General features: G+C 44.3%; 18 protein-coding genes. 8 read left to right on the forward strand and 10 right to left on the reverse strand.

Annotated features, from left to right (window positions below; all coding sequences use genetic code 11):
• Positions 1 to 12: 12 nt before the first annotated feature.
• From AC0J2F_RS03900 to gyrB, 3 genes are all read right to left on the reverse strand, one after another.
• Positions 13 to 606: a hypothetical protein gene (locus AC0J2F_RS03900; RefSeq protein WP_473008888.1), complete on the reverse strand. Its 594-nt coding sequence runs from the start codon at positions 604 to 606 to the stop codon at positions 13 to 15.
• Between the two features lie 132 nt (positions 607 to 738).
• Entirely contained in the window at positions 739 to 1665 is a 927-nt protein-coding gene (gene mdh / locus AC0J2F_RS03905) for a malate dehydrogenase (RefSeq protein WP_473008890.1), read from the reverse strand.
• A gap of 198 nt (positions 1666 to 1863) precedes the next feature.
• A complete protein-coding gene (gene gyrB, locus AC0J2F_RS03910) occupies positions 1864 to 3804 on the reverse strand; it encodes a DNA topoisomerase (ATP-hydrolyzing) subunit B (RefSeq protein WP_473008891.1) in 1941 nt (646 codons plus the stop codon).
• Between the two features lie 269 nt (positions 3805 to 4073).
• Here gyrB and AC0J2F_RS03915 point away from each other — a divergent pair, with 269 nt between their 5' ends.
• Complete coding sequence (locus AC0J2F_RS03915; protein ID WP_473008893.1) at positions 4074 to 4625, forward strand: DUF2911 domain-containing protein; 552 nt, start codon at positions 4074 to 4076, stop codon at positions 4623 to 4625.
• Positions 4626 to 4686: 61 nt separating this feature from the next.
• Here the strand turns inward: AC0J2F_RS03915 and AC0J2F_RS03920 are convergent, their stop codons facing one another.
• A complete protein-coding gene (locus tag AC0J2F_RS03920; RefSeq protein WP_473009363.1) occupies positions 4687 to 5265 on the reverse strand; it encodes a 7-carboxy-7-deazaguanine synthase QueE in 579 nt (192 codons plus the stop codon).
• Positions 5266 to 5355: 90 nt separating this feature from the next.
• Positions 5356 to 5859, reverse strand: a complete 504-nt coding sequence (locus AC0J2F_RS03925) for a RidA family protein (protein WP_473008895.1) — start codon at positions 5857 to 5859, stop codon at positions 5356 to 5358.
• 87 nt (positions 5860 to 5946) lie between these two features.
• Here AC0J2F_RS03925 and AC0J2F_RS03930 point away from each other — a divergent pair, with 87 nt between their 5' ends.
• From AC0J2F_RS03930 to AC0J2F_RS03945, 4 genes are read left to right on the forward strand one after another with little or no spacing between them, the layout of a single operon-like run.
• Positions 5947 to 7479, forward strand: a complete 1533-nt coding sequence (locus AC0J2F_RS03930; protein ID WP_473008896.1) for a helicase HerA-like domain-containing protein — start codon at positions 5947 to 5949, stop codon at positions 7477 to 7479.
• A gap of 14 nt (positions 7480 to 7493) precedes the next feature.
• Positions 7494 to 8066: a hypothetical protein gene (locus tag AC0J2F_RS03935; protein WP_473008897.1), complete on the forward strand. Its 573-nt coding sequence runs from the start codon at positions 7494 to 7496 to the stop codon at positions 8064 to 8066.
• A complete protein-coding gene (locus AC0J2F_RS03940; RefSeq protein WP_473008899.1) occupies positions 8066 to 8491 on the forward strand; it encodes a VOC family protein in 426 nt (141 codons plus the stop codon). The genes AC0J2F_RS03935 and AC0J2F_RS03940 overlap by 1 nt, the downstream gene beginning before the upstream one ends.
• 58 nt (positions 8492 to 8549) lie before the next feature.
• Positions 8550 to 10172 carry a class I SAM-dependent methyltransferase gene (locus tag AC0J2F_RS03945; protein WP_473008900.1) on the forward strand — a complete coding sequence of 541 codons (1623 nt, stop codon included), beginning with the start codon at positions 8550 to 8552 and terminating at the stop codon, positions 10170 to 10172.
• On the opposite strand, the gene AC0J2F_RS03950 is transcribed toward AC0J2F_RS03945, so the two are convergent.
• The 5 genes from AC0J2F_RS03950 to AC0J2F_RS03970 form a co-directional block, all read right to left on the reverse strand.
• The gene (locus tag AC0J2F_RS03950; protein ID WP_473008901.1) at positions 10169 to 11044 is read right to left on the reverse strand and encodes a bifunctional 5,10-methylenetetrahydrofolate dehydrogenase/5,10-methenyltetrahydrofolate cyclohydrolase; all 876 of its coding nucleotides are present in this window, start codon (positions 11042 to 11044) and stop codon (positions 10169 to 10171) included. The genes AC0J2F_RS03945 and AC0J2F_RS03950 overlap by 4 nt on opposite strands.
• Positions 11045 to 11142: 98 nt before the next feature.
• Positions 11143 to 12471 carry a signal recognition particle protein gene (ffh, locus tag AC0J2F_RS03955; RefSeq protein WP_473008903.1) on the reverse strand — a complete coding sequence of 443 codons (1329 nt, stop codon included), beginning with the start codon at positions 12469 to 12471 and terminating at the stop codon, positions 11143 to 11145.
• Between the two features lie 114 nt (positions 12472 to 12585).
• Complete coding sequence (locus tag AC0J2F_RS03960) at positions 12586 to 13647, reverse strand: hypothetical protein (protein ID WP_473008904.1); 1062 nt, start codon at positions 13645 to 13647, stop codon at positions 12586 to 12588.
• A gap of 134 nt (positions 13648 to 13781) precedes the next feature.
• Entirely contained in the window at positions 13782 to 15629 is a 1848-nt protein-coding gene (locus AC0J2F_RS03965; protein ID WP_473008906.1) for a fasciclin domain-containing protein, read from the reverse strand.
• A gap of 176 nt (positions 15630 to 15805) precedes the next feature.
• Positions 15806 to 16474 carry a hypothetical protein gene (locus AC0J2F_RS03970; protein ID WP_473008908.1) on the reverse strand — a complete coding sequence of 223 codons (669 nt, stop codon included), beginning with the start codon at positions 16472 to 16474 and terminating at the stop codon, positions 15806 to 15808.
• Between the two features lie 97 nt (positions 16475 to 16571).
• Between AC0J2F_RS03970 and AC0J2F_RS03975 the strand changes: the two genes are divergently transcribed.
• The 3 genes from AC0J2F_RS03975 to AC0J2F_RS03985 are packed head-to-tail and all read left to right on the forward strand — an operon-like array spanning position 16572 to position 20556.
• Positions 16572 to 17087 (forward strand): RNA polymerase sigma factor, encoded by a 516-nt coding sequence (locus tag AC0J2F_RS03975; RefSeq protein WP_473008910.1) that lies wholly within the window; start codon positions 16572 to 16574, stop codon positions 17085 to 17087.
• Positions 17088 to 17139: 52 nt separating this feature from the next.
• Entirely contained in the window at positions 17140 to 18036 is an 897-nt protein-coding gene (locus AC0J2F_RS03980) for a FecR family protein (RefSeq protein WP_473008911.1), read from the forward strand.
• 15 nt (positions 18037 to 18051) lie between these two features.
• Complete coding sequence (locus tag AC0J2F_RS03985; protein WP_473008913.1) at positions 18052 to 20556, forward strand: TonB-dependent receptor plug domain-containing protein; 2505 nt, start codon at positions 18052 to 18054, stop codon at positions 20554 to 20556.
• Positions 20557 to 20992 lie beyond the last annotated feature (436 nt).

Consider the following 20992-nt stretch of genomic DNA (forward strand, 5'->3'; position numbering starts at 1 on the left):
CCAAAATATTCCCTAAACCATTGGTCCTGCACGCACTTCAGGAAGTAAGTATGCGTGGCGTGAATTTAATTGGGTATTAGCAGCACTGATCTGAGCCTTGGTTACTTTAGGAAAAGCAGACAGCTCAAACTCAGCATAAACCAAGAATCCAGCAGTGGCTGGAACCGTTAAATGCTCTTTGACCTGGAACTCTACTACAGGAGCGCCTTCAATGTCTAGGTCTGTTCCAGTTTCATGTAACTCATAGACGTCTAACTGATAGACTGACAACACATCCCGCTCGGGCGTCTGCGGCGCATCCAAAGGCTGATGTGAGGCAAGACCTGCATCGGCAAGCAACTGTTGGATCTGAGCAACGCTTAAGTTACTGGAATAAGTGATCTTAAGCTCACCGGCTCCTATTTCTAGCAGTTGAATGTTGTTCGCACCTGCCTTTTGAAGCTGAGATTTAACTTCTGCAATGGCTTGCTGGGCGTTCTCTTGGGTGAATCCATGTTCGGTAAACTGAAGCGCGATCTCTTGCTGAGATAGCAAGTTACGATCCATTTGTACTCCTAGCGAAACTAGCAGTACAAAGAGCGCTCCGTATAACCATTTTGAATTCATGCGCCAAATATAAAGGATTCTTAGGGTTTTTAAAAGCGACTACCCAATTGAAAATCAAAGCGATTCCAAGTCGGTTTAAACCATAAAAAAAGCCACCCGAAGGCGGCTTCAATTTTTTATATCAAAGAGCGATTATAGCTCCAGCAAACCGTTGGTTTTCTGTACTCCAGCAGCACTTTCTTGCAAGTGTGCTTTCTCAGCATCAGACAAGTCGATCTCTACGATCTTCTCAATACCTTTTCTACCCAATACTACAGGCACTCCGATACATAGGTCGTTCAATCCAAACTCTCCTTCTAACAAAGCAGAACATGGAAAGATCTTCTTCTGGTCGCAAGCAATAGCTTGTACCAAAGCGCTTACGGCTGCTCCTGGCGCGTACCAGGCAGAAGTTCCTAAAAGCTTGGTCAAGGTAGCACCACCTACTTTAGTATCTTCTTTTACTTGGTCTAGACGTTCGTCTGAGATGAATTCGCCTACTGGAACAGAATTACGAGTCGCCAAACGGGTTAGCGGCACCATTCCTTTGTCACTGTGTCCTCCGATAACCATACCGTCCACATCGCTAATTGGTGCTCCTAAAGCCTCTGCCAAACGATACTTGAAACGCGCGCTGTCTAGAGCTCCACCCATTCCGATAATACGGTGCTTAGGCAGCCCAGTAGTTTTATGAGTCAAATAGGTCATGGTATCCATTGGGTTACTCACCACGATCATAATTGCGTTTGGAGATTGCTCAATAAGCGCAGCAGATACTGACTTTACAATCCCAGCGTTGATTCCGATAAGCTCTTCGCGAGTCATTCCAGGTTTACGTGGAATACCAGAGGTGATCACTACGATATCACTGTTAGCCGTTTTGGTATAGTCGTTTGTGGTTCCAACAATACGGGTATCAAATCCGTTAAGGGAAGCCGTTTGCATCAAGTCCATGGCCTTTCCTTCTGCATATCCTTCTTTGATGTCTAACAGAACAACTTCCGAAGCAAAATCCTTAATGGCAATGTACTCCGCGCAACTCGCTCCTACAGCTCCAGCTCCTACAACAGTAACTTTCATAGTATTTATTTTTATTAGGTATTAAATTTTGTGCAAAATTACGAAATAATGCAGTTTGTAGCAGCACCTTAACCTAATATTCAAGCAAAACCCTTTTGCGAATCTTTCAAATTCCAAAAAGCAGGCTGAATTGCATTTAAATTTGGGCATAAAAAAACACCCGCTGTGGGGTGTTTTCTTTTTTATTGCTGATGGAGTTTAGGCATCGATGTTCGCATAAACTGCATTCTTCTCGATAAACTCGCGACGCGGTGGCACCTCGTCTCCCATAAGCATGGAGAAGATACGATCTGCCTCGGTTCCGTTGTCTATGGTAACCTGGCGCAAAGTTCTGAACTCTGGATTCATAGTAGTATCCCAAAGCTGTTCTGCGTTCATCTCTCCAAGACCCTTATAGCGCTGAATAGTTGCAGATCCTCCAAAACTTTCTACAATTTGGTCGCGTTCTTTATCATTCCAAGCATAGGATTTTTTAGCTCCTTTTTTCACCAAGTATAGTGGTGGTGTTGCTATGTATACGTGTCCTGCCTCGATCAGATCACGCATATAACGGAAGAAGAAGGTCAAGATCAAGGTAGCAATGTGACTACCATCCACATCCGCATCACACATGATCACGATCTTGTGGTAACGCAGTTTTTCTAAGTTCAAGGCTTTACTGTCCTCTTCGGTTCCAATAGTTACCCCAAGAGCAGTAAAGATGTTGCGGATCTCTTCGTTCTCGAACACCTTGTGCTGCATGGCCTTTTCCACATTCAAGATCTTACCACGAAGTGGCAAAATAGCTTGGAAGTTACGGTCACGACCTTGTTTAGCTGTTCCCCCTGCAGAGTCTCCCTCCACGAGGAATACTTCGCATTTTTCTGGATCTTGTTCCGAACAGTCAGAAAGCTTTCCAGGAAGTCCTCCTCCGCTCATAACCGTTTTACGCTGCACCATCTCGCGAGCTTTACGTGCCGCATGACGAGCCTGAGCCGCTAGGATAACCTTCTGAACGATGGTCTTAGCATCTTGAGGGTTTTCTTCCAAATAGTTCTCTAACATCTCAGAGACCGCCTGAGAAACCGCAGAGGTTACCTCACGGTTACCGAGTTTGGTTTTAGTCTGTCCTTCGAACTGAGGCTCAGATACCTTTACAGAGACTATAGCCGTTAATCCTTCACGGAAATCATCCCCAGAAATTTCAAACTTCAATTTGTCTAACATTCCAGAGGCATCGGCATATTTCTTTAAGGTAGTGGTCAATCCACGTCTAAAACCTGAAAGATGCGTTCCACCCTCATGGGTGTTGATATTGTTTACATAAGAATGAAGGTTCTCGTTAAAGGAAGTGTTATAGATCATGGCCACCTCAACAGGAGTTCCGTTCTTTTCGCCTTCCATGGAGATAACATCTGCTATGATAGGTTCACGCGTATCGTCTAAATACTTGATGAACTCTTTAAGCCCTTCTGTGCTGTGGAAGATCTCAGTGATCTCATTGCCCTCTTCGTCTTTATGACGACGGTCGGTAATGGTAATGGTGATTCCCTTGTTCAAGAAAGCCAACTCGCGCAGACGACTTGCCAATGTATCGTAATTGTAGACCAATACCTGAGTAAAGATCATAGGATCTGGCTTAAAGGTCACAATGGTACCTCTTTGATCTGTAGTTCCAACAGATTTTACCGGATACAAGGTCTTTCCGCGCTCGTATTCTTGCTCCCAAACTTTACCATCGCGGTAAACAGTAGCTTTTAAGTGCTCTGAGAGTGCGTTAACACAACTCACCCCCACTCCGTGCAAACCTCCAGATACCTTGTAGGAGTCCTTGTCGAACTTACCTCCGGCACCGATCTTGGTCATTACCACTTCTAGGGCAGAAACACCTTCTTTTTTATGTATATCGACAGGAATACCCCGTCCGTTATCTTGTACTGTTATGGAGTTGTCTTCGTTGATCCAAACTCCGATGGTATCACAATGGCCTGCAAGCGCCTCATCGATGGAGTTATCGACAACTTCGTATACCAAATGATGCAGTCCTCGAACCCCGACATCTCCAATGTACATGGAGGGTCTTTTTCGAACGTGCTCCATGCCTTCAAGGGCCTGGATACTGTCTGCACCATACCCTTTTTTATTCTGCTCGTCACTCATAAAAGTTAGCTGATTTTTTGTGTGATTTTGTAAGACTCACAAATATAACGAAAACCACTGTAAAATCTAGTATTTCGAGCACTTTTAGACCCTTAAGTTATTAACAAAAAATTGTGAAGAAAACACCCTTTTTTGGGTGGGGTAAATCCGCTGTGGAGAGGCGACCAAATCCTAAAGATTCTTAAAATCTTGAATTGCCCGGTAAGTTTTAGATATTTTTGTGACTAACACTTTATTAAGCGATCCAAAATATTAACATAAAACCAAAAATGATGAAATTAAAATCTATCCTTAAAGGTCTTGCTTTTAGCCTTGTAATTCTGGCTGCCGGCAATCTAAATGCACAAGAATTTAAAGGTCTGGACAAGTCACCTATGGACGTGGCTTCTTATCCGGACAACTACCGCGAAGCAAACAAACTAGTTAAAGTACAATACAGCCGTCCGCAGCTAAAAGGGCGCAGCCTAGCCAAATTGGCTCCTAATGGAGAAGTTTGGAGAACTGGGGCCAACGAATGCGCAGAGATCACTTTCTACGTAGATATGACTCTAGACGGCAAGAAGATTCCAGCTGGGACCTATTCACTATTTACGATTCCTGGTGACAATGAGTGGACGGTTATCATTAACAGCGACCTCAACGCTTGGGGAGCTTATTTCTACAAAGAAGACAACGATGTGGCTCGTGCACAAGTTCCAGCCAGCATGGCAGACGACTCTGTAGAAGCGTTTAGCATGCTCTTCACAGAAGGTGACGGAGGTGTTGACCTACATATGGGGTGGGACAAAGTTCGCGTGACTGTACCTTTTAAAAAGGCCTAAGGTCACCTTTCCTTAAAAAAACAAAACACCGCTTGAGGCGGTGTTTTTTTATGCTTTGATTTTAAGGGATATTCAAATATTTATGGGTCTGTAGCGATACCTTCCATTTAGGGTTGGCCATCACATAATCCACAATGAGCGGCATGACCTTGTCACGCACACTCCATTCGGGTTGTAAGTACAAGATACACTGCTCCCCTACCTTGGCAGCTTGCTCTTCTGCAAACTGCAGATCGTGTTTGTTATAGACGATCACCTTGAGTTCGTCGGCCTCTTTGTAAATAGGCTCTAGGGGTAGTTTTACTTTCTTCGGAGACAAACAGATCCAATCCCACTGACCGGTCAAGTCATAAGCCCCAGAAGTTTCAATATGAACTTTGGCACCGCGTTCTTTTAAGGCTGATGTGAGCGGCTCCATGTTCCAAGTTAGTGGCTCACCACCAGTTACAACAACCGTATCGCTGTGTTTAAGCGCTTCTGAGACAATATCTTCTGTTCGAGTGGGTGGATGTAGCTCGGCGTTCCAACTCTCCTTTACATCGCACCAATGGCAGCCAACATCACAGCCACCAATCCGAACAAAATAGGCCGCAGTTCCCTTGTGAAAGCCCTCACCTTGAATGGTGTAAAAGGCTTCCATAAGCGGCAACTGTATGCCTAGGTCTACATCTTTTTTTACTTGCGGATCCACAGGCGGCAAAGATATGCATTGCCCGGCAACTAGCCTTATTTATTCGCTTTTAACTGCAACGACCTCGATCTCTATTTTTGCTCCTGCCGCAAGCGCCTCTGCCGCAAAGGTGGTACGCGCAGGTCGCTGCGGAAAATAACTGGTATAAATTGCATTGAAGGCAGCAAAGTCTTCAATATCGTCCAGCACCACCATAGCCTTGACCACATCTTGCATTTCCAAACCGTGGTGATTTAGCACCGCTTTTATGTTTTCTAAGGTCTGACGGGTCTCCGGCTCTATTCCTCCATCAACCAATTTACCGGCAGTGTGGTCGCGACCAATTTGTCCGGAAAGGTAGAAGGTGTTACCTACTTGCACGGCATCGCTAAAAGGTGTGTTTTGTCTACTTTCCAAATGCGACGCATGGAATTCAGGTTTTACTTGACTAGGCTCTGGAGCAGTTGTTGGTGTTGGTGTATTAGGTGTTTCTTCGGAGGCGAATCGGCAGCTAAAAACCAACAGGCTCATAAGCAGCACAAACGCTAAAGGGTATGATTTCATGTCTTAACGGCTAATGTATTGTATTAAGGTAGTAATTATTTCAGTTCCTAAAGGACAATTCCTATTTTTACGACAAAATCCATCAGCATGAGTCAGACTCAGGAATTCTTTGATCACATCAACAAAGGTTATGCCTGCAAGGGAGAGTATATTACCCTGGGCGCAGGAATGCTCAATGACGAAACAGTGACCAACGCTTTAGTCAAAATTCCGTTAAAGACCATGAACAGACACGGTCTTATCGCGGGAGCAACCGGTACCGGAAAAACAAAGACCTTACAGATAGTAGCAGAGAACCTCTCCGCTCACGGCGTGCCTGTGTTGCTCATGGATATGAAAGGAGACCTATCGGGAATTGCCCAACCAAGTCCCGGGCACCCAAAGATCGACGAGCGTCACCAGAAGATAGGTTTCCCGTTCGAAGCTAAAAAGTTTCCTGTAGAGATCTTATCGCTATCGGAGCAAGACGGAGTGCGTCTTCGTGCAACAGTAAGTGAGTTCGGCCCTGTGCTGCTTTCAAGAATTCTGAATGTATCAGAAACCCAAGCCGGGATCATCTCCATCATCTTTAAATATTGCGACGACAACAAACTGCCGCTCTTAGACCTTAAGGATTTTAAAAAGATCCTGCAATACTCCACCAATGAAGGTAAAAAGGAATTTGCCGATGAATACGGCAGAATTTCGCCAGCATCTACCGGAGCAATTCTAAGACGCGTAGTAGAACTGGAACAGCAAGGGGGAGATCTTTTCTTTGGAGAGAAATCTTTCGACACGGACGACTTATTGCGTGTAGATGACAATGGAATGGGCTATATCAATGTGGTTCGTTTGACAGACATCCAAGATCGCCCAAAGCTCTTCTCTACCTTTATGCTCTCGCTTTTGGCAGAGATCTATTCCACCTTCCCAGAACAAGGAGATAGCGGCCGCCCGGAATTGGTGATCTTTATCGACGAGGCGCATCTAATTTTCAAAGAAGCCAGTGAAGCGCTTTTGGATCAAATTGAATCCATAGTGAAATTGATTCGTTCTAAAGGTGTTGGACTTTACTTTGTGACCCAGAACCCAACCGATGTACCAGAAGCCGTATTGAGTCAATTGGGACTTAAGATCCAACACGCACTACGTGCTTTTACCGCCAAAGACAGAAAGGCCATAAAACTCACCGCAGAGAACTACCCGCTCTCCGATTATTACAAAACAGACGAGGTATTGACCTCTTTAGGAATTGGAGAAGCCTTAGTTACCGCCCTTAACGAAAAAGGGGTTCCTACACCATTGGCTGCGACCATGCTTCGCGCGCCTATGAGTCGTATGGATGTTCTAGAAGACGACGAGTTGAAAGAATTGATAGACAATTCCAAGCTCATAAAAAAATACAACGAGGAGATCGACCGCGAAAGCGCCTACGAGCTGCTCAACAAGAAAATCGAAGTTGCCGAGCGTGAAGAAACACGCGCCAAAGCTGAAAAAGAAAAAAAAGAGACCAGTAGATCGAGTAGCCGCAGAAGCTCTAGTAGCAGACGCTCTAGCAGACAGAATCCGGTTGTCAAGGTCTTAACAAGCCCAACTGTGATCCGTTCGGTACTCGGAATTTTAGGAAAATTAATCAAGTAATTAAACAATAGCACATGCGTAAATTTTGGCTAGCTGCCGCCGCTGCAGCATTGACGGTAGTAAGTTGTAATAACGAAAAAGACCCTTTCCTCATTGAGCAAGGGCAAGTTGGTAATCTGAGTAAAACGGTACAGGTCAAAGAGCTCGATTCTGTGTTTGCATTGGATTCTGTGGTGAAGATCGCCGTAACAGAAGACCAAATCGTAGCAGGAGGAGATGTTGAGATCTACGACAAGGCCGGAAGCCTACTTTTGGTGCTTACCCCACATGCGCCAAAGGCAGACACCAATACCATACAGACCATTCGAATTGTAGATCCTCGCTTTAAGACCGAAAAAGGACTTACCGCAGACGGCACCTACAAGACCATCAAGGAGAATTATACCGTGGCAGATATCTACTCTACATTGAGTTCGGTAGTTGTTAACCTAAACGAGACTGATGTTTATGTAGTGATCGATAAAGATCAGTTGCCAGAGAGTCTGCGCTACACTTCGAACAAGATAGAGGCCACGCAGATTCCCGAAACTGCTAAGTTCAAATTCATGATGGTGAGCTGGGACCAAAAAGAAAAAGCTGAGGAATAATGAGCGCGATTCGCCCCTTTCACCTGGCAATTCCAGTGCATAATTTAGAAGAGTGTCGCAGTTTTTATCGCGATGTTCTAGGCTGCTTAGAAGGTCGTAGCAGCGATCACTGGGTAGATTTTGATTTCTACGGACATCAGTTAGTGATCCACTACAAGGAAAAATCCGCAGAAGATCTGCACACCAACGCAGTAGACGGTAAAGCGGTTCCTGTACCGCACTTTGGCGTTATACTGACCATGGAAGATTTTGAAAGCTTGTCAAAAGCTCTGCAAAAGCGAGGGATCGAATTTATCATCGAGCCTTACATTCGCTTTAAAGGGGAGGCTGGAGAGCAAGCCACCATGTTCTTTTTAGATCCTGCCGGAAACGCGCTGGAATTCAAGGCCTTTAAAAATATCGAGCAGCTTTTTGCAGTAGATTAACGTATCGCTAAGCATAGACAGTAGCGTATTTCTGTATATTTACTAGAAATACGCCATTATGTTATCTGCAGAAGAGAAACGACTTTACCGCAGCAATTTGTTCCGTCATTTGGATGGAATTGTCACCGCTCCTGTAGCTTATTCCTTATACACTAAAGACGTTTTAAAAGAATTGCTTGCGCTGCAAAGCACCACTTTGACAGCACTCAACCAAAAGGTTCAAGGCAATGCAGGTTATTTGAATGTGGCTTTACGCGTGCTGGCTTCACAAGGTTGGCTCGACTACAATTTAGACACTGAAACTGAAGAAATATACTTGACCACCAACCAGCAGAGCTCCTATGCTTTTGAAGCCTGTGACCGCTATAGTGATGTGGTTAACTTTACCCAATCCGCAGAAGAATTCCACCCGAGAAGTTTTGACCTAGACACCATTGCTAATCTGAATCGGATCTTTAATCGATATGAGAAAGGAGATTACGACGGTAATGGTAAATCGGATCTGGAACAAGAAATTGACACCCAAATAAAACTGCATATAGAAGGCTTGTTAATTGGCCCTATAACGGTGATGTTGGGTATGGATGGTATGTTTCACAAGTATTTTATGGAGGCCTCTTTTGGAGCGGATGAGTTCCATGAAGACCCGGAGAACTTTAGCAAGATCCTTGATTATTTGACCCATATCGGTTGGTTTAGCAAACAGAACGACCATTACAAATTCACCAATAAAGGACTCTTCTTTGCTCGCCGATCTACGGCATATGGGGTAACAGTTTCTTATCTGCCGACCTTTAGACGCATGGACGATCTCTTGTTCGGAAACGCTGCACTTTTGCGCAGCGATATGCCCAACACGCCAGAGATACACGTGAACAGGGAGATGAATGTCTGGGGAAGCGGCGGTGCGCACTCGGCCTATTTTAAAAAGATAGACGAGATAATCATTGAGCTCTTTAACAAGCCTATTGCTCAGCAACCCAAGGGAATTTTAGATATGGGCTGCGGTAATGGAGCCTTCTTGATCCATTTATTCGACGTTATTGAACAACGCACCCGTCGGGGTCAAATGCTAGAAGAATACCCTTTGTTCTTAGTTGGAGTGGATTTCAATAAGGCAGCTTTAAAAGTTACCCGCGCCAACCTCATCAAAGCAGATATTTGGGCTAAGGTCATTTGGGGTGATATTGCAGACCCGGAAACCTTAGAAAAAGACATACAAGCCAGTTACGACATTAAGCTTTCAGATCTGTTGAATGTGCGTACCTTTTTAGATCACAACCGTCCGTGGTCAGCCCCTAAAAGAAACCCTGAGATCCAAAGCAAATCTACGGGAGCCTATGCGCATCGCGGAGAAAAACTTAGCAACAGTGCCGTAGAACAGAATTTGTACGAACACTTAGAAGACTGGCTGCCCTATATTGAGAAGTTTGGGTTATTGGTGATCGAATTACACACCTTGGACCCAATCATTACGGCTAAGAATATAGGAAAGACAGCAGCTACGGCTTACGATGCTACTCACGGATTTTCTGATCAGTTCATTGTGGAGCTAGAGGTTTTCCATTCCGTAATAGATCGCTTGGGGCTGCAAAGCGACCCTAAGTATTTCTCCAAATATCCAAATAGTGAATTGGCGACAGTCAGTATCAATTACCTCACCAAGAATGGTAACGATTAAGCTTTTCTAGCTCGGGCCAAAAGCGTGTTTTGCAACAACATTGCAATGGTCATAGGCCCTACTCCACCAGGAACTGGAGTGATATGCGAAGCCTTGGCACTTACACCTTCAAACTCTACATCACCCTTAATTACATACCCTTTCGGCTGAGATTCGTCTGGAACACGAGTGATACCCACATCGATCACTACTGCACCTTCTTTTACCATATCGGCCTTTACGAACTCAGGCACCCCTAAAGCCGAGATCACAATGTCTGCCGCTTTGATGTACTCTTCGATGTTCTTAGTTCTAGAGTGTGTCAAGGTTACCGTTGAGTTTCCAGGATTTCCCTTGCGGCTCATCAAGATACTCATTGGCCGGCCTACAATATGACTGCGACCTATGATCACAGTGTGTTTCCCTTGGGTGTCAACTTCATTTCTGCGGAGCAGTTCCATGATGCCAAATGGTGTGGCTGGAATAAAACTCTCCATATCCAAGGCCATACGCCCAAAATTGGTCGGGTGGAAACCGTCTACATCTTTGTCAGGATCTACAGCCAGTAAGACCTTTTCTTCATCGATGTGTTTTGGTAAGGGAAGCTGTACAATAAAACCATCTATCTCGTCGTCGTTGTTGAGATTATCTATTGTCTTAAGTAAAACCTCTTCGGAGGTCTCCTGGTCCAAACGGATCAAGGTAGATTCGAATCCTACGCGTTCACAAGCTCGAACCTTACTGCCTACATAAGTGAGCGAGGCTCCGTCGTTTCCTACTAAGACAGCTGCTAGGTGCGGTACTTTTTGGCCTTTGGCCTTGAGAGCATCTACTTGCTCTTTGATCTCTTCTTTGATCTCGTTACTGCACTTGCGTCCGTCTAGTAGTATCATAATTGCTAGTATTTTGTAGCTAGTATTTAGTATTTAGTGACGAAAGCCAGCGCTTTCGTTGAATATTTGCTTGCAAACACTCCAAAAATAATGCTCACCTAGCGCTGTTTACCCAGCATTTGCATCATTTTTCGGCCGCCTCCGCCTTGCATCATTTTCATCATCTTACTCATCTGATTGAACTGCTTGAGCAGCTGGTTCACTTGCTGTACGGAAGTACCAGAACCTTTACCGATGCGTTTTTTACGACTGGCGTTTATCAGCGAAGGATTTGAGCGCTCTTCTGGGGTCATAGAGTGAATGATCGCTTCTATATGCTTAAAGGCATCATCGTCTATATCCACTCCCTTTAAGGCCTTTCCAGCACCTGGGATCATTCCAATAAGGTCTTTCATGTTCCCCATTTTCTTAACCTGCTGGATCTGCTTTAAGAAATCGTCAAAACCGAATTGATTCTTGGCGATCTTCTTTTGCAACTTGCGCGCCTCTTCTTCATCGAACTGCTCCTGAGCGCGTTCTACCAAAGACACTACGTCTCCCATCCCCAAGATACGGTCTGCCATACGTGAAGGATAGAACACATCAATGGCCTCCATCTTTTCTCCGGTACCGATAAACTTGATCGGCTTGTTCACAACACTCTTAATAGAGATAGCAGCTCCACCACGAGTATCACCGTCTAGCTTGGTTAAGATAACCCCGTCAAAATTCAAGCGGTCGTTAAAGGCCTTGGCCGTGTTCACGGCATCTTGACCTGTCATGGAATCTACCACGAACAAGGTTTCCTCTGGTTTGATCGCTGCGTGAATATTAGCGATCTCGGTCATCATCTCCTCGTCTACAGCCAAACGACCTGCCGTATCGACAATAACCACATTGTGTCCGTTAGATTTAGCGTGAGCAATTGCCGCAGTTGCTATAGCTACAGGATCATTGTTGTCTCGGTCTGAATACACCTCCACCCCTATCTGATCTCCAACTACGTGCAACTGATCTATCGCTGCAGGACGATATACGTCGCAAGCTACCAATAATGGTTTCTTGGATTTTTTACTCTTTAAATAGTTGGCAAGCTTTCCGGAAAAGGTCGTTTTACCACTACCCTGTAATCCGGACATGAGAATCACCGACGGATTCCCCCCGAGATTAACTCCAGCAGCATCGCCACCCATAAGCTCGGTAAGCTCATCTTTTACCAATTTGACCATTAACTGGCCAGGCTGCAAAGTGGTCAATACATTCTGACCCAAGGCTTTCTCTTTTACCGTATTGGTAAACTCCTTGGCGATCTTGTAGTTAACATCGGCATCTAAAAGCGCACGACGCACTTCCTTGAGGGTTTCGGCCACGTTAACTTCGGTAATCTGACCATGCCCTTTGAGAACGTGTAAGGCTTTATCTAACTTATCACTTAAATTATCAAACATCGCTAAAATTGGTAAAGCGCAAAGTTACATTTTTGCCTAAAGATGGACAAGCCCTTAGAACGCAAAAAGACGACCTCTATGGGTCGTCTTTTCCTTTGGCTGATTCTTAAAAAATCATTCACATAACGAGGCCAAAATGGTGATCTCCACCAACTCGAACTCCACATCAGTCGGGTCTGTAATCCGTACGTAGATCGTTTGGGCATTCTCGATATTTAGGTAACCGTCTTGCGGCAAGGCGTTCACATTAGCTTCTGCATCGGCTTCGGTCTCAAAATAGGCAAAGCTGTATCCGTTCTCCTGTGGCTTCTCGGTGATAAGACCAATGCAACGACTGTAATTCTCGAAGATGAAATTCGCGGTATAGGGCGGCGTAGGATCTCCGTCAATAATTGCACATTCTTCAAAGAACAAGGTGGTGCAATAAATCTCTGGTTCACAGATCTTATTGAGCACATAGGTAGCATCATCTTGGGTGATCTGTAGGTTATTCTCTGTGAATCCTGTAACTATCCAGTCTTTATTCCAGGTTTCATCTATGGTTTCATTCACACCATCTAGATTGATATTCATATGCAATTGGTTGGCAATGAAATAGAAGATCCAGGTTCCTGGAGAGCCAACCCCAGCATCATAGAAAACAACACCTCCACTTGGTGTCACTTCAAACACGCTGTACTCGAACTGATCTGGATCTAGGCCTTCTGGGGCACGTACTTCCCATCCGCATTGCTGAAATGCTTGACTTACCCCACCCAAGACCTCTTGCTGGATCTCTTGTATACAGCCCTGTATGCTTTGGGCTAGTTCGTCAGCACTGTTGATCTCAAAGAGTGTCCCGTCTTCTAAGGTGGCCTGTATTGGGAAACTAATTCCTACGGAATTTTCCTCTGGTATGCCTATCAAAAATTGCCAAAACTGGTAGTCGTTCCCCACACGAGTAGCAGAAACGTACTCATCGAATTCGTCGTATTGATAAACGATAAAGGGATACACAAAATCGATACAGGTAACACTGGTAGGTTCTGATTCATCTTCGGTAATCTGCGCTAAAAATTGAAACAGTTCTGATGATTCCTCAATAAGATCTCCCTGAGCAACTGCATCGATCTCTAGGGGTTCATTGATACATCCGACGCAAAAAAGAAAAGTCAGAAAAAAGAAATAGTGCTTCATAACTAGGTTTTACTCTCTAGTACGCGAAACACTAAAAGGTTGCTTAGAAAGGGCTATAAAAAAACCGCCCCTACCTTCAGAAGTGTGGTAGAGACGGCTTTCATCAACTAACTAAACAATTAAAATATGAACAGTTACAGCTCAGGTAAAATTACTTTATCTATTGCGTGAACAACACCATTCGCTGCCTGCACATTCGTTACGATGATGTTACTCACACGACCATTCAAATCGGTAATGGTTGCGTTGGTAGCATCGATCTCTATATCTGCTCCGAGCGTACCTACAGTACCGCTCACTAAGTCTTCTGCGCGTACATTTGCTCCAGCGATCACGTGTGTGTTCAAAGTCGCTGTCAAAGTTGCGCCGTCAATATCATCTAAACTAGCTACTCCTAGCTCCACCAAAAGATCGCCAAAGGCATCATTAGTAGGAGCAAAAACAGTAAATGGAGCAGGATCTACACCTAAACCGGTAGATAGTACGCTAACGTAATCTGGCTGATCGTCGCGAGTCAAAGCTGCCACCAAAGTAGCAAAGGTTGGATCTGCAACGGCAAAGGTCACTACTGTTGGCAATCCTATAACTGCGTCAACTACGTGAGCAACACCATTAGCGGCAGGCACATCTGGCAATACCACATTAGACTGTCCGTTTAGCGTAACACCAGAATCGGTGTTGATGTAGATACTTAAGTTGTTACTAGAATCTCCGTAAGTGGCTAGTGTGTTTCCGTAAGAAGTAGTAAGATCTCCTGCGAAAAGCGCTCCAGCGATAGCGTGGTTAAGCACCACTTGTGTCAATACGTCTACTGGTACTTCGTCTATACTGCTGAATCCGGCTGCATCCAAAAAGGCTGCAAATGAATCGTTGGTTGGTGCAAATACAGTGAACTCTGCAGCTGTATCGGCAAGAGCAGCATCCAATCCTGTGATCTTTAGCGCAGCGTATAAGCTGGTAAGATCAGGGTTGGTATAAGCTAAACCAGTTAGCGTTGGAGTTACTGCGGATGCGATAGCAGAAGGCAACAGTACCTTGTCTATGGCGTGGATAACTCCGTTTCCTGTTTGAACATCAACTACAATGATGTTAGAAGCTACTCCAGTGGCATCGATCACTTGAGCTCCTGACTCTAGGTCGATCTCAATGGTAGTTCCTTCGAAAGTAGTTGGCGTCTGTCCGTCTTCTAGATCCGAAGAGCGCACATTAGCAGATGCCAATACGTGGTAATTTAAAATTGTGCGAAGCGCGTCTTGTGGTACATCGTCCAAAGAAGCGAATCCTAATGCATTCAACAGATCAACAAATGCTTCGTTGGTCGGTGCGAATACAGTAAATGGCGCATTAGCAGATCCAGACAACAAGGCTACATAGTCCAAGTCTGTGTCCGAAGCAGCGATTAGCGCCTCTACTAGGATAGAGAAGTTAGGGTTGGCTAAGGCTTGTGTGGTTACATCTGCAATACCAATCACAGCGTCTACGGCGTGAATTACCCCGTTGCTAGCTTCGATATCTGCAGTGGTAACAGTAGATACTCCGTTGATCTGAACCCCACCGGCGGTGTTTACAAACAAACTCAAATTAGCTCCAGAAGAAGCCTCTGTCGCCAAGGAGTTGATGTATCCTGTGATCAAATCTGTAGATTCGTTGGTTCCAGTTACAACGTGGTTCAATAGAATGTTGGTAAGCACATCTACAGGAACATCGTCCAAAGATGCGAAGCCAGCTGCGTTCAAGAAGGCTTCAAAAGCCACATTGTTCGGAGCAAACACAGTAAACTCTCCGGAATTTAATGTTTCTGTAAGACCAGCCGCTTCTAGAGCTGCCTCTAAAGATGAATAGTCGTCATTGTCTGCAACAAATTGAGCGATAGTCACATCTGTTCCTGGGTCGATAGGATTAGAGTTGTCATCGTCGTTGTTACACGCAAATAGCGTTACAGTTAGTAGCGCAAGTAGCGAAATTTTGAATACGTTTTTCATGTTATTTTTTTTGGTGTAATACATTTGTTTATACAACAACAGGACGTTGCAAAGTACTACCAAAAAAACCGGAATTAATAGAACTTTAACATTTTGTTTAACTTTTGAAGATAAAGATTAAACAAATAAAAAACTGATAATCAATACGTTAAGGTTGTAATCGGCGAATTTTATAATTATTCGCAGAAATTGAGGTTGGAGTTGATAATAGATTTCAGATCCGAATCTGAGTTGATTTGAATGGTTTCTCCGTCACGGATATCCACCGTTAAGGGATAACGGAATTGGGCGATCAGATCAGCATCCAACAAACTAACAACACCGTTAAAGGTAGCTCTGTCGTGATCGTAAACCAAGGTTTCGAAGTCGGCGGTGACCGGGTCGTAGATAGCCACCTCTATAGGGTAAATAAAGTCTACACAGCGAATGGCATCGTTGTAGAGTTCCCCAGAAGCACATTGGGCGATCAAAGCTTGGAATTCGGCCTCGTTATTTATTTGAGTCTCGTTGTAGTCTGCATAAGTTACCGTGATAGGAAATACTGGAGTGACCTCATCGGCCAAATACAAGCCTTCCAGATCACTTGCCTGTTGGTAAAGAAATACCTCGCCATCTACATTACAGTAGTACGGGAAATTTATACTGAAGCAATTGGAATCGTCCACTATATTATCGTGACTGCCATCGTGAGCCGTTACGCCTTGAACCAAGCCAACCAAATTGGCGTCGTCCAGAAAGGAATCCTCTTGTTGATTATCAGTAATACGTAGAGCTTCTTTCTGACAAGAAACAAGATTCAAACAAACTCCTAAAAGGAGAAACGGTATGCGTAGGGATGTCTTCATTAGTAATAGAACAAACATAAGGGAAAAATTCCTACCAATAATTAATTGATATATTTACCGCTTATTAAACACAATCAAGGGTTTAGTACAAAATTGCATGAAAAAGGAGCTATTCGAATCGGTTTGCGAGGAGAAGATATACGAAAAACTCTACCAGCAGCACGCTAGAGATCTGCACGACTTCTGTTACTATAAATTCGGGGAACAAATCAACCCAGAAGACAAAGTACACGAGGCCTTTATGAAGCTTTGGGAAAAATGTGCACAGGTGCCATTTTCTAAGGCCAAGAGCTTTTTATTTACGGTGGTTAATAATGCGGCTCTAAACAGTATCAAGCATCAGAAGGTGGTGCTTAAATATCAGGCTCAAAAACCCAAACATTACACCAACGAATCCCCAGAATTCGTCATGGAAGAACAGCAGTTCATGCAGCGGTTTGAAAAAGCCTTGAACGCTTTGCCAGAAGGACAGCGTATTGCTTTTATGCTCAATCGAGTAGAAGGAAAAAAACACCAGGAGATTGCAGAAATGCTGGGCATTTCCAGAAAGGCGGTAGAAAAGCGCATTTACACAGCATTGGATAAACTAAGAGAAGAAATTAAAGAATTGTAAGACTTGGGTAGGAATTTGCCAAGTATGGTTGTTCTATAAGTGACAAATTGATATGAAAAAGGAAAATTTGTTTTTAAGGTGGTTAGATCATAGCTTGAGCGAAGCGGATCGCACGGCGTGGCAAGACGACGAGCGCTTCAGTGCTTACGAAAAAATTTCCCAAGCTGCACAATACTTTCGGGCACCGGAGTTTGACGCCAGCTCAAGTTACGATCGCCTCCGCCTAAAGCAGCAACAACAAACCAAGGTTAAGAGACTAAAACCGTGGCGCATTGCATCTGCAATAGCGGCGCTAGTTGTTTTGGGCTTGTTAGTTGTTAATCTGACAGCGAATAACTCCACTACGCTTACAGCAGCCAATGCAGATCGCTTAGAGGTATCACTGCCAGATGCGTCCACAGTGCAACTCAATGCAGGGACAAGTCTGACTTACAATGAAGATAAATGGGAATATTCCCGTCAGGTAGACTTAGATGGAGAAGCTTTATTCAACGTTACCAAAGGAAGCAGTTTTGAGGTTAATACAGCGGCCGGTTCGGTCCGTGTTTTAGGAACTGTGTTTAACGTAGTGAATCGCGAAGGCCTTTTCGAAGTGACCTGTTTTGAAGGGCGAGTCGCTGTTAGCTTCCCTGATAATACTACAATAGAGATTGGTGCAGGAGAAGGCGTTCGTCTTTTGGGTACTAAGCTGAATCGCTTTGAGACGGCTACGGCAAAACCGAGTTGGGTTAATCACAAGTCTATCTTTAAGAGCACCCCATACAATATTATCTTAGCCGAACTAGAGCGACAATATGAAGTGAGTGTCGATGCATCCACCATCGATAAAAATGTTATTTTTACTGGTAGTTTTACCCATGAAGATCTGGAAACCGCAATGGAAGGAATTACCGTCCCTCTTAATTTGAAGTTTCAGATATCAGGCAAAAGGGTGACCATTACAAAATAACAACCGTAATTAGGCGTGCGCAAACGCATCTGCATTTTATTTTTCTTCTTCGGATCCCTACTGCTTCTGTACGGACAGCAAAGACAGTCGCTTACCGATTATTTCAACCTATTAGAGACACAGTTCAATTGTACTTTTTCTTATGAGGATGCAGCCCTTGCATCTCATTTTTATTCAGGATCTGACACGCCAACAGCTTTAACTGAGGCATTGACCGAGCTACAAGAAACTACGCTGTTCGACTACCGCCTTTTAGAAGACAATACGGTCACGGTTACTCCTAAGAAAAGCCGAGAATTCTGTATAGAAATTCTAAGTGCAGAGACTGATCAAGCTTTATCCGGAGCCATTATAACTACCTCCTACCAACAAGTTGTTACCGATAAGACAGGGCGTGCGGTGGTAAATAGCGTTATCCGATCAACACCTATTAGTGTTACCTATTTAGGTTATGGAAAACAGTCGGCAGTATTGGATGCCGCGACCCCGAGGGATGTATGCACGGTGTTCAGATTGAGACCACAAGCCGAAGCCTTGAATCCTGTTCTGCTAACCAATTTCATCACAAAAGGAATCAGCAGAAAGGCTGACGGCGCAGTCAACGTGAATTATAATGCCTTTGATATACTGCCGGGGCTTATAGAGAGCGATGTGCTGTTAACTTTAAAAGAACTCCCGGGAATACAAAGTGTGAACGAAACAGTCTCCTTTTTGAATATCCGCGGAGGAACCAACGATCAGAACCTAATCTTGTGGGATGGCATTAAAATGTATCAAAGTGGACACTTCTTTGGGCTAATATCTGCCTTTAACCCCAACCTGACCAAAGAGGTAGATGTTTATAAAAGTATTGGAAACGCGCGCTACGGAGATGGCGTATCTGGAGTTATTGCCATGCGAGGTTCGGGCGAGATCATTTCTGATTTTAAGGTCAACGCAGGTTTCAACTTACTCAGCGCAGACGTCTTGGCTGAACTGCCTATAACCGATAAACTTTCTTTAGAGGTAGCCGGAAGGCATTCGCTGAACTCACTGCTCAGTACGCCGACTTACGAATCCTATTTTGACAAGGCCTTTCAGAATACCGAGCTGCAGGCATCTGGCATGGCTAACTTTACTTCGGACGACGATTTTAAATTCTTTGATGCCCACATCAGACTCCAATACGAACCTTCCACAAAAGATCGGTTTCGTTTTAGTTTACTGCGCTTGGGGAATCGCTTGGAGTTTTTAGAAAATGGAACGTTAGAAGGCGAGCCACAAGCACGACAAAGCAATCTTACCCAAGACAATCTATCCGGAGGATTCTATTACCAGCGCAAATGGAACGAAGATGTAAGTACTGAATTGCAATGGTATGGGAGCGGCTATGAACTCACTGCCCTGAATGCCGATATAGAGAACGACCAACGACTCATACAAGAGAATGACCTGGTCGAGACCGGTATTAAGATCGAGAACAAATGGGCTATTAGCGAAAGACTCATCTGGCAGCAAGGATATCAGTTCAACGAAACGGGAATCACGAATTTTGAGAACATCAACAATCCTACTTTCGAAAGATTAGAGAAACAAGTGCTGCGCACCCATAGTTTGTTTAGCAGCATACTTATGGAAACTGCCAATGGCAAAACACGGATAGAAGCCGGACTGCGCGCAAATCATATCAACAAATTCGATGAGATACTGCTAGAACCTAGACTGCGCGTTACGCAGCGAATAGGCAGGAGCTTTAGTTTAGAACTCTTAGGGGCTCTAAACAGCCAAACCACCTCACAAGTGGTGGATCTTCAAAACGATTTCTTGGGTGTAGAGAACAGACGCTGGGTACTTTCAGACCCTGGGGTAATTCCGATTATAAAAGGAAGACACTTAGGTCTGGGCTTGAGCTACCAGCGAAAAGGATGGCTTTTTAGCGCGGAGCCCTACTGGAAACAGATTCGTGGTATTACAAGTCAAAGTCAAGGCTTTCAGGATCAATTTGAAGACCGGCGAGAAACAGGGTCTTATACCGTTTACGGCCTGGACTTTTTAGCCAACAGACAATGGCAGAAAACCAATATCTGGATCAGTTACACCTTTGCGCGCAACGATTATGACTTTCCGACTTTTAACCCAAGTGAATTTCCAAACAACCTAGATATTAGACATGCCCTGTCGCTTGGAGCAAATTTTAATTTAGGGCAGTTTAATCTGGGAGCTGGTCTAAACTGGCGCCGTGGACGTCCTTTTACTCCAGTAGGAGACAATTCTATTCCACAAGTGGGATTTGTAGAGTATTTAGCTCCTAATAGCGTGCTCTTAGAGGATTACTTTAGAGCAGACGTTTCTGCAAACTACACTTATGACCTCAGCGAGAAAGTAAGACTTGTTAGTGGTCTATCGCTTTGGAATCTTTTAGGGAATGACAATGTGGTCAACACCTTTTTCCGCATCAACGACAACACAGAAGTACAGAAGGTCAATGACCTGGCCCTGCGCTTTACTCCTAATGCAACGCTGCGCGTGATTTTTAGATAGATTTTAGTAGCAACTTGCAGCCGCTGTCCCTTGATACTTTTCAGAAGACCCGAAAACTCAACTTTTAAGCCGAGACAGCGAAGCGAAAATTCACGGATATTTTCTTAGTTGAAGGCTTTTTTGAGCTGCATAGCAGCGCTACGGAGCGAAAAAAAGACAAAAAGAAAGGAAATAGCAGGAATTTGCAGCCGTTGTCGAGAACAAAAAGTTGGGTATAAAAAAACCGCCCTATAGGCGGTGTATTTTATTGGCGCAAAAAAAGATGATTAAGAAAGGTAAGGAAAGCAGTGACCTCATGTAGGTTAAGGATATTGCATGCAACTTAATGTCATAGACGCTACACCGTTTTTCGTTTAACCTAAAGAAAAAGCTTTGGTGCCTCACTAGACGTCATATGTGTTGCGGTCTGGCTGCCGGCCTTACCTTTGGTGCTTTT

The organism is Gilvibacter sp. CC01 (assembly GCF_055755295.1).

What these genes read in the sequence shown, in the direction of transcription:
- AC0J2F_RS03900 (WP_473008888.1), bottom strand. Translation starts at nt 606, where the DNA reads ATGAATTCAAAATGGTTATACGGAGCGCTCTTTGTACTGCTAGTTTCG.
- mdh (WP_473008890.1), bottom strand. Translation starts at nt 1,665, where the DNA reads ATGAAAGTTACTGTTGTAGGAGCTGGAGCTGTAGGAGCGAGTTGCGCG.
- gyrB (WP_473008891.1), bottom strand. Translation starts at nt 3,804, where the DNA reads ATGAGTGACGAGCAGAATAAAAAAGGGTATGGTGCAGACAGTATCCAG.
- AC0J2F_RS03915 (WP_473008893.1), top strand. Translation starts at nt 4,074, where the DNA reads ATGATGAAATTAAAATCTATCCTTAAAGGTCTTGCTTTTAGCCTTGTA.
- AC0J2F_RS03920 (WP_473009363.1), bottom strand. Translation starts at nt 5,265, where the DNA reads ATGGAAGCCTTTTACACCATTCAAGGTGAGGGCTTTCACAAGGGAACT.
- AC0J2F_RS03925 (WP_473008895.1), bottom strand. Translation starts at nt 5,859, where the DNA reads ATGAAATCATACCCTTTAGCGTTTGTGCTGCTTATGAGCCTGTTGGTT.
- AC0J2F_RS03930 (WP_473008896.1), top strand. Translation starts at nt 5,947, where the DNA reads ATGAGTCAGACTCAGGAATTCTTTGATCACATCAACAAAGGTTATGCC.
- AC0J2F_RS03935 (WP_473008897.1), top strand. Translation starts at nt 7,494, where the DNA reads ATGCGTAAATTTTGGCTAGCTGCCGCCGCTGCAGCATTGACGGTAGTA.
- AC0J2F_RS03940 (WP_473008899.1), top strand. Translation starts at nt 8,066, where the DNA reads ATGAGCGCGATTCGCCCCTTTCACCTGGCAATTCCAGTGCATAATTTA.
- AC0J2F_RS03945 (WP_473008900.1), top strand. Translation starts at nt 8,550, where the DNA reads ATGTTATCTGCAGAAGAGAAACGACTTTACCGCAGCAATTTGTTCCGT.
- AC0J2F_RS03950 (WP_473008901.1), bottom strand. Translation starts at nt 11,044, where the DNA reads ATGATACTACTAGACGGACGCAAGTGCAGTAACGAGATCAAAGAAGAG.
- ffh (WP_473008903.1), bottom strand. Translation starts at nt 12,471, where the DNA reads ATGTTTGATAATTTAAGTGATAAGTTAGATAAAGCCTTACACGTTCTC.
- AC0J2F_RS03960 (WP_473008904.1), bottom strand. Translation starts at nt 13,647, where the DNA reads ATGAAGCACTATTTCTTTTTTCTGACTTTTCTTTTTTGCGTCGGATGT.
- AC0J2F_RS03965 (WP_473008906.1), bottom strand. Translation starts at nt 15,629, where the DNA reads ATGAAAAACGTATTCAAAATTTCGCTACTTGCGCTACTAACTGTAACG.
- AC0J2F_RS03970 (WP_473008908.1), bottom strand. Translation starts at nt 16,474, where the DNA reads ATGAAGACATCCCTACGCATACCGTTTCTCCTTTTAGGAGTTTGTTTG.
- AC0J2F_RS03975 (WP_473008910.1), top strand. Translation starts at nt 16,572, where the DNA reads ATGAAAAAGGAGCTATTCGAATCGGTTTGCGAGGAGAAGATATACGAA.
- AC0J2F_RS03980 (WP_473008911.1), top strand. Translation starts at nt 17,140, where the DNA reads ATGAAAAAGGAAAATTTGTTTTTAAGGTGGTTAGATCATAGCTTGAGC.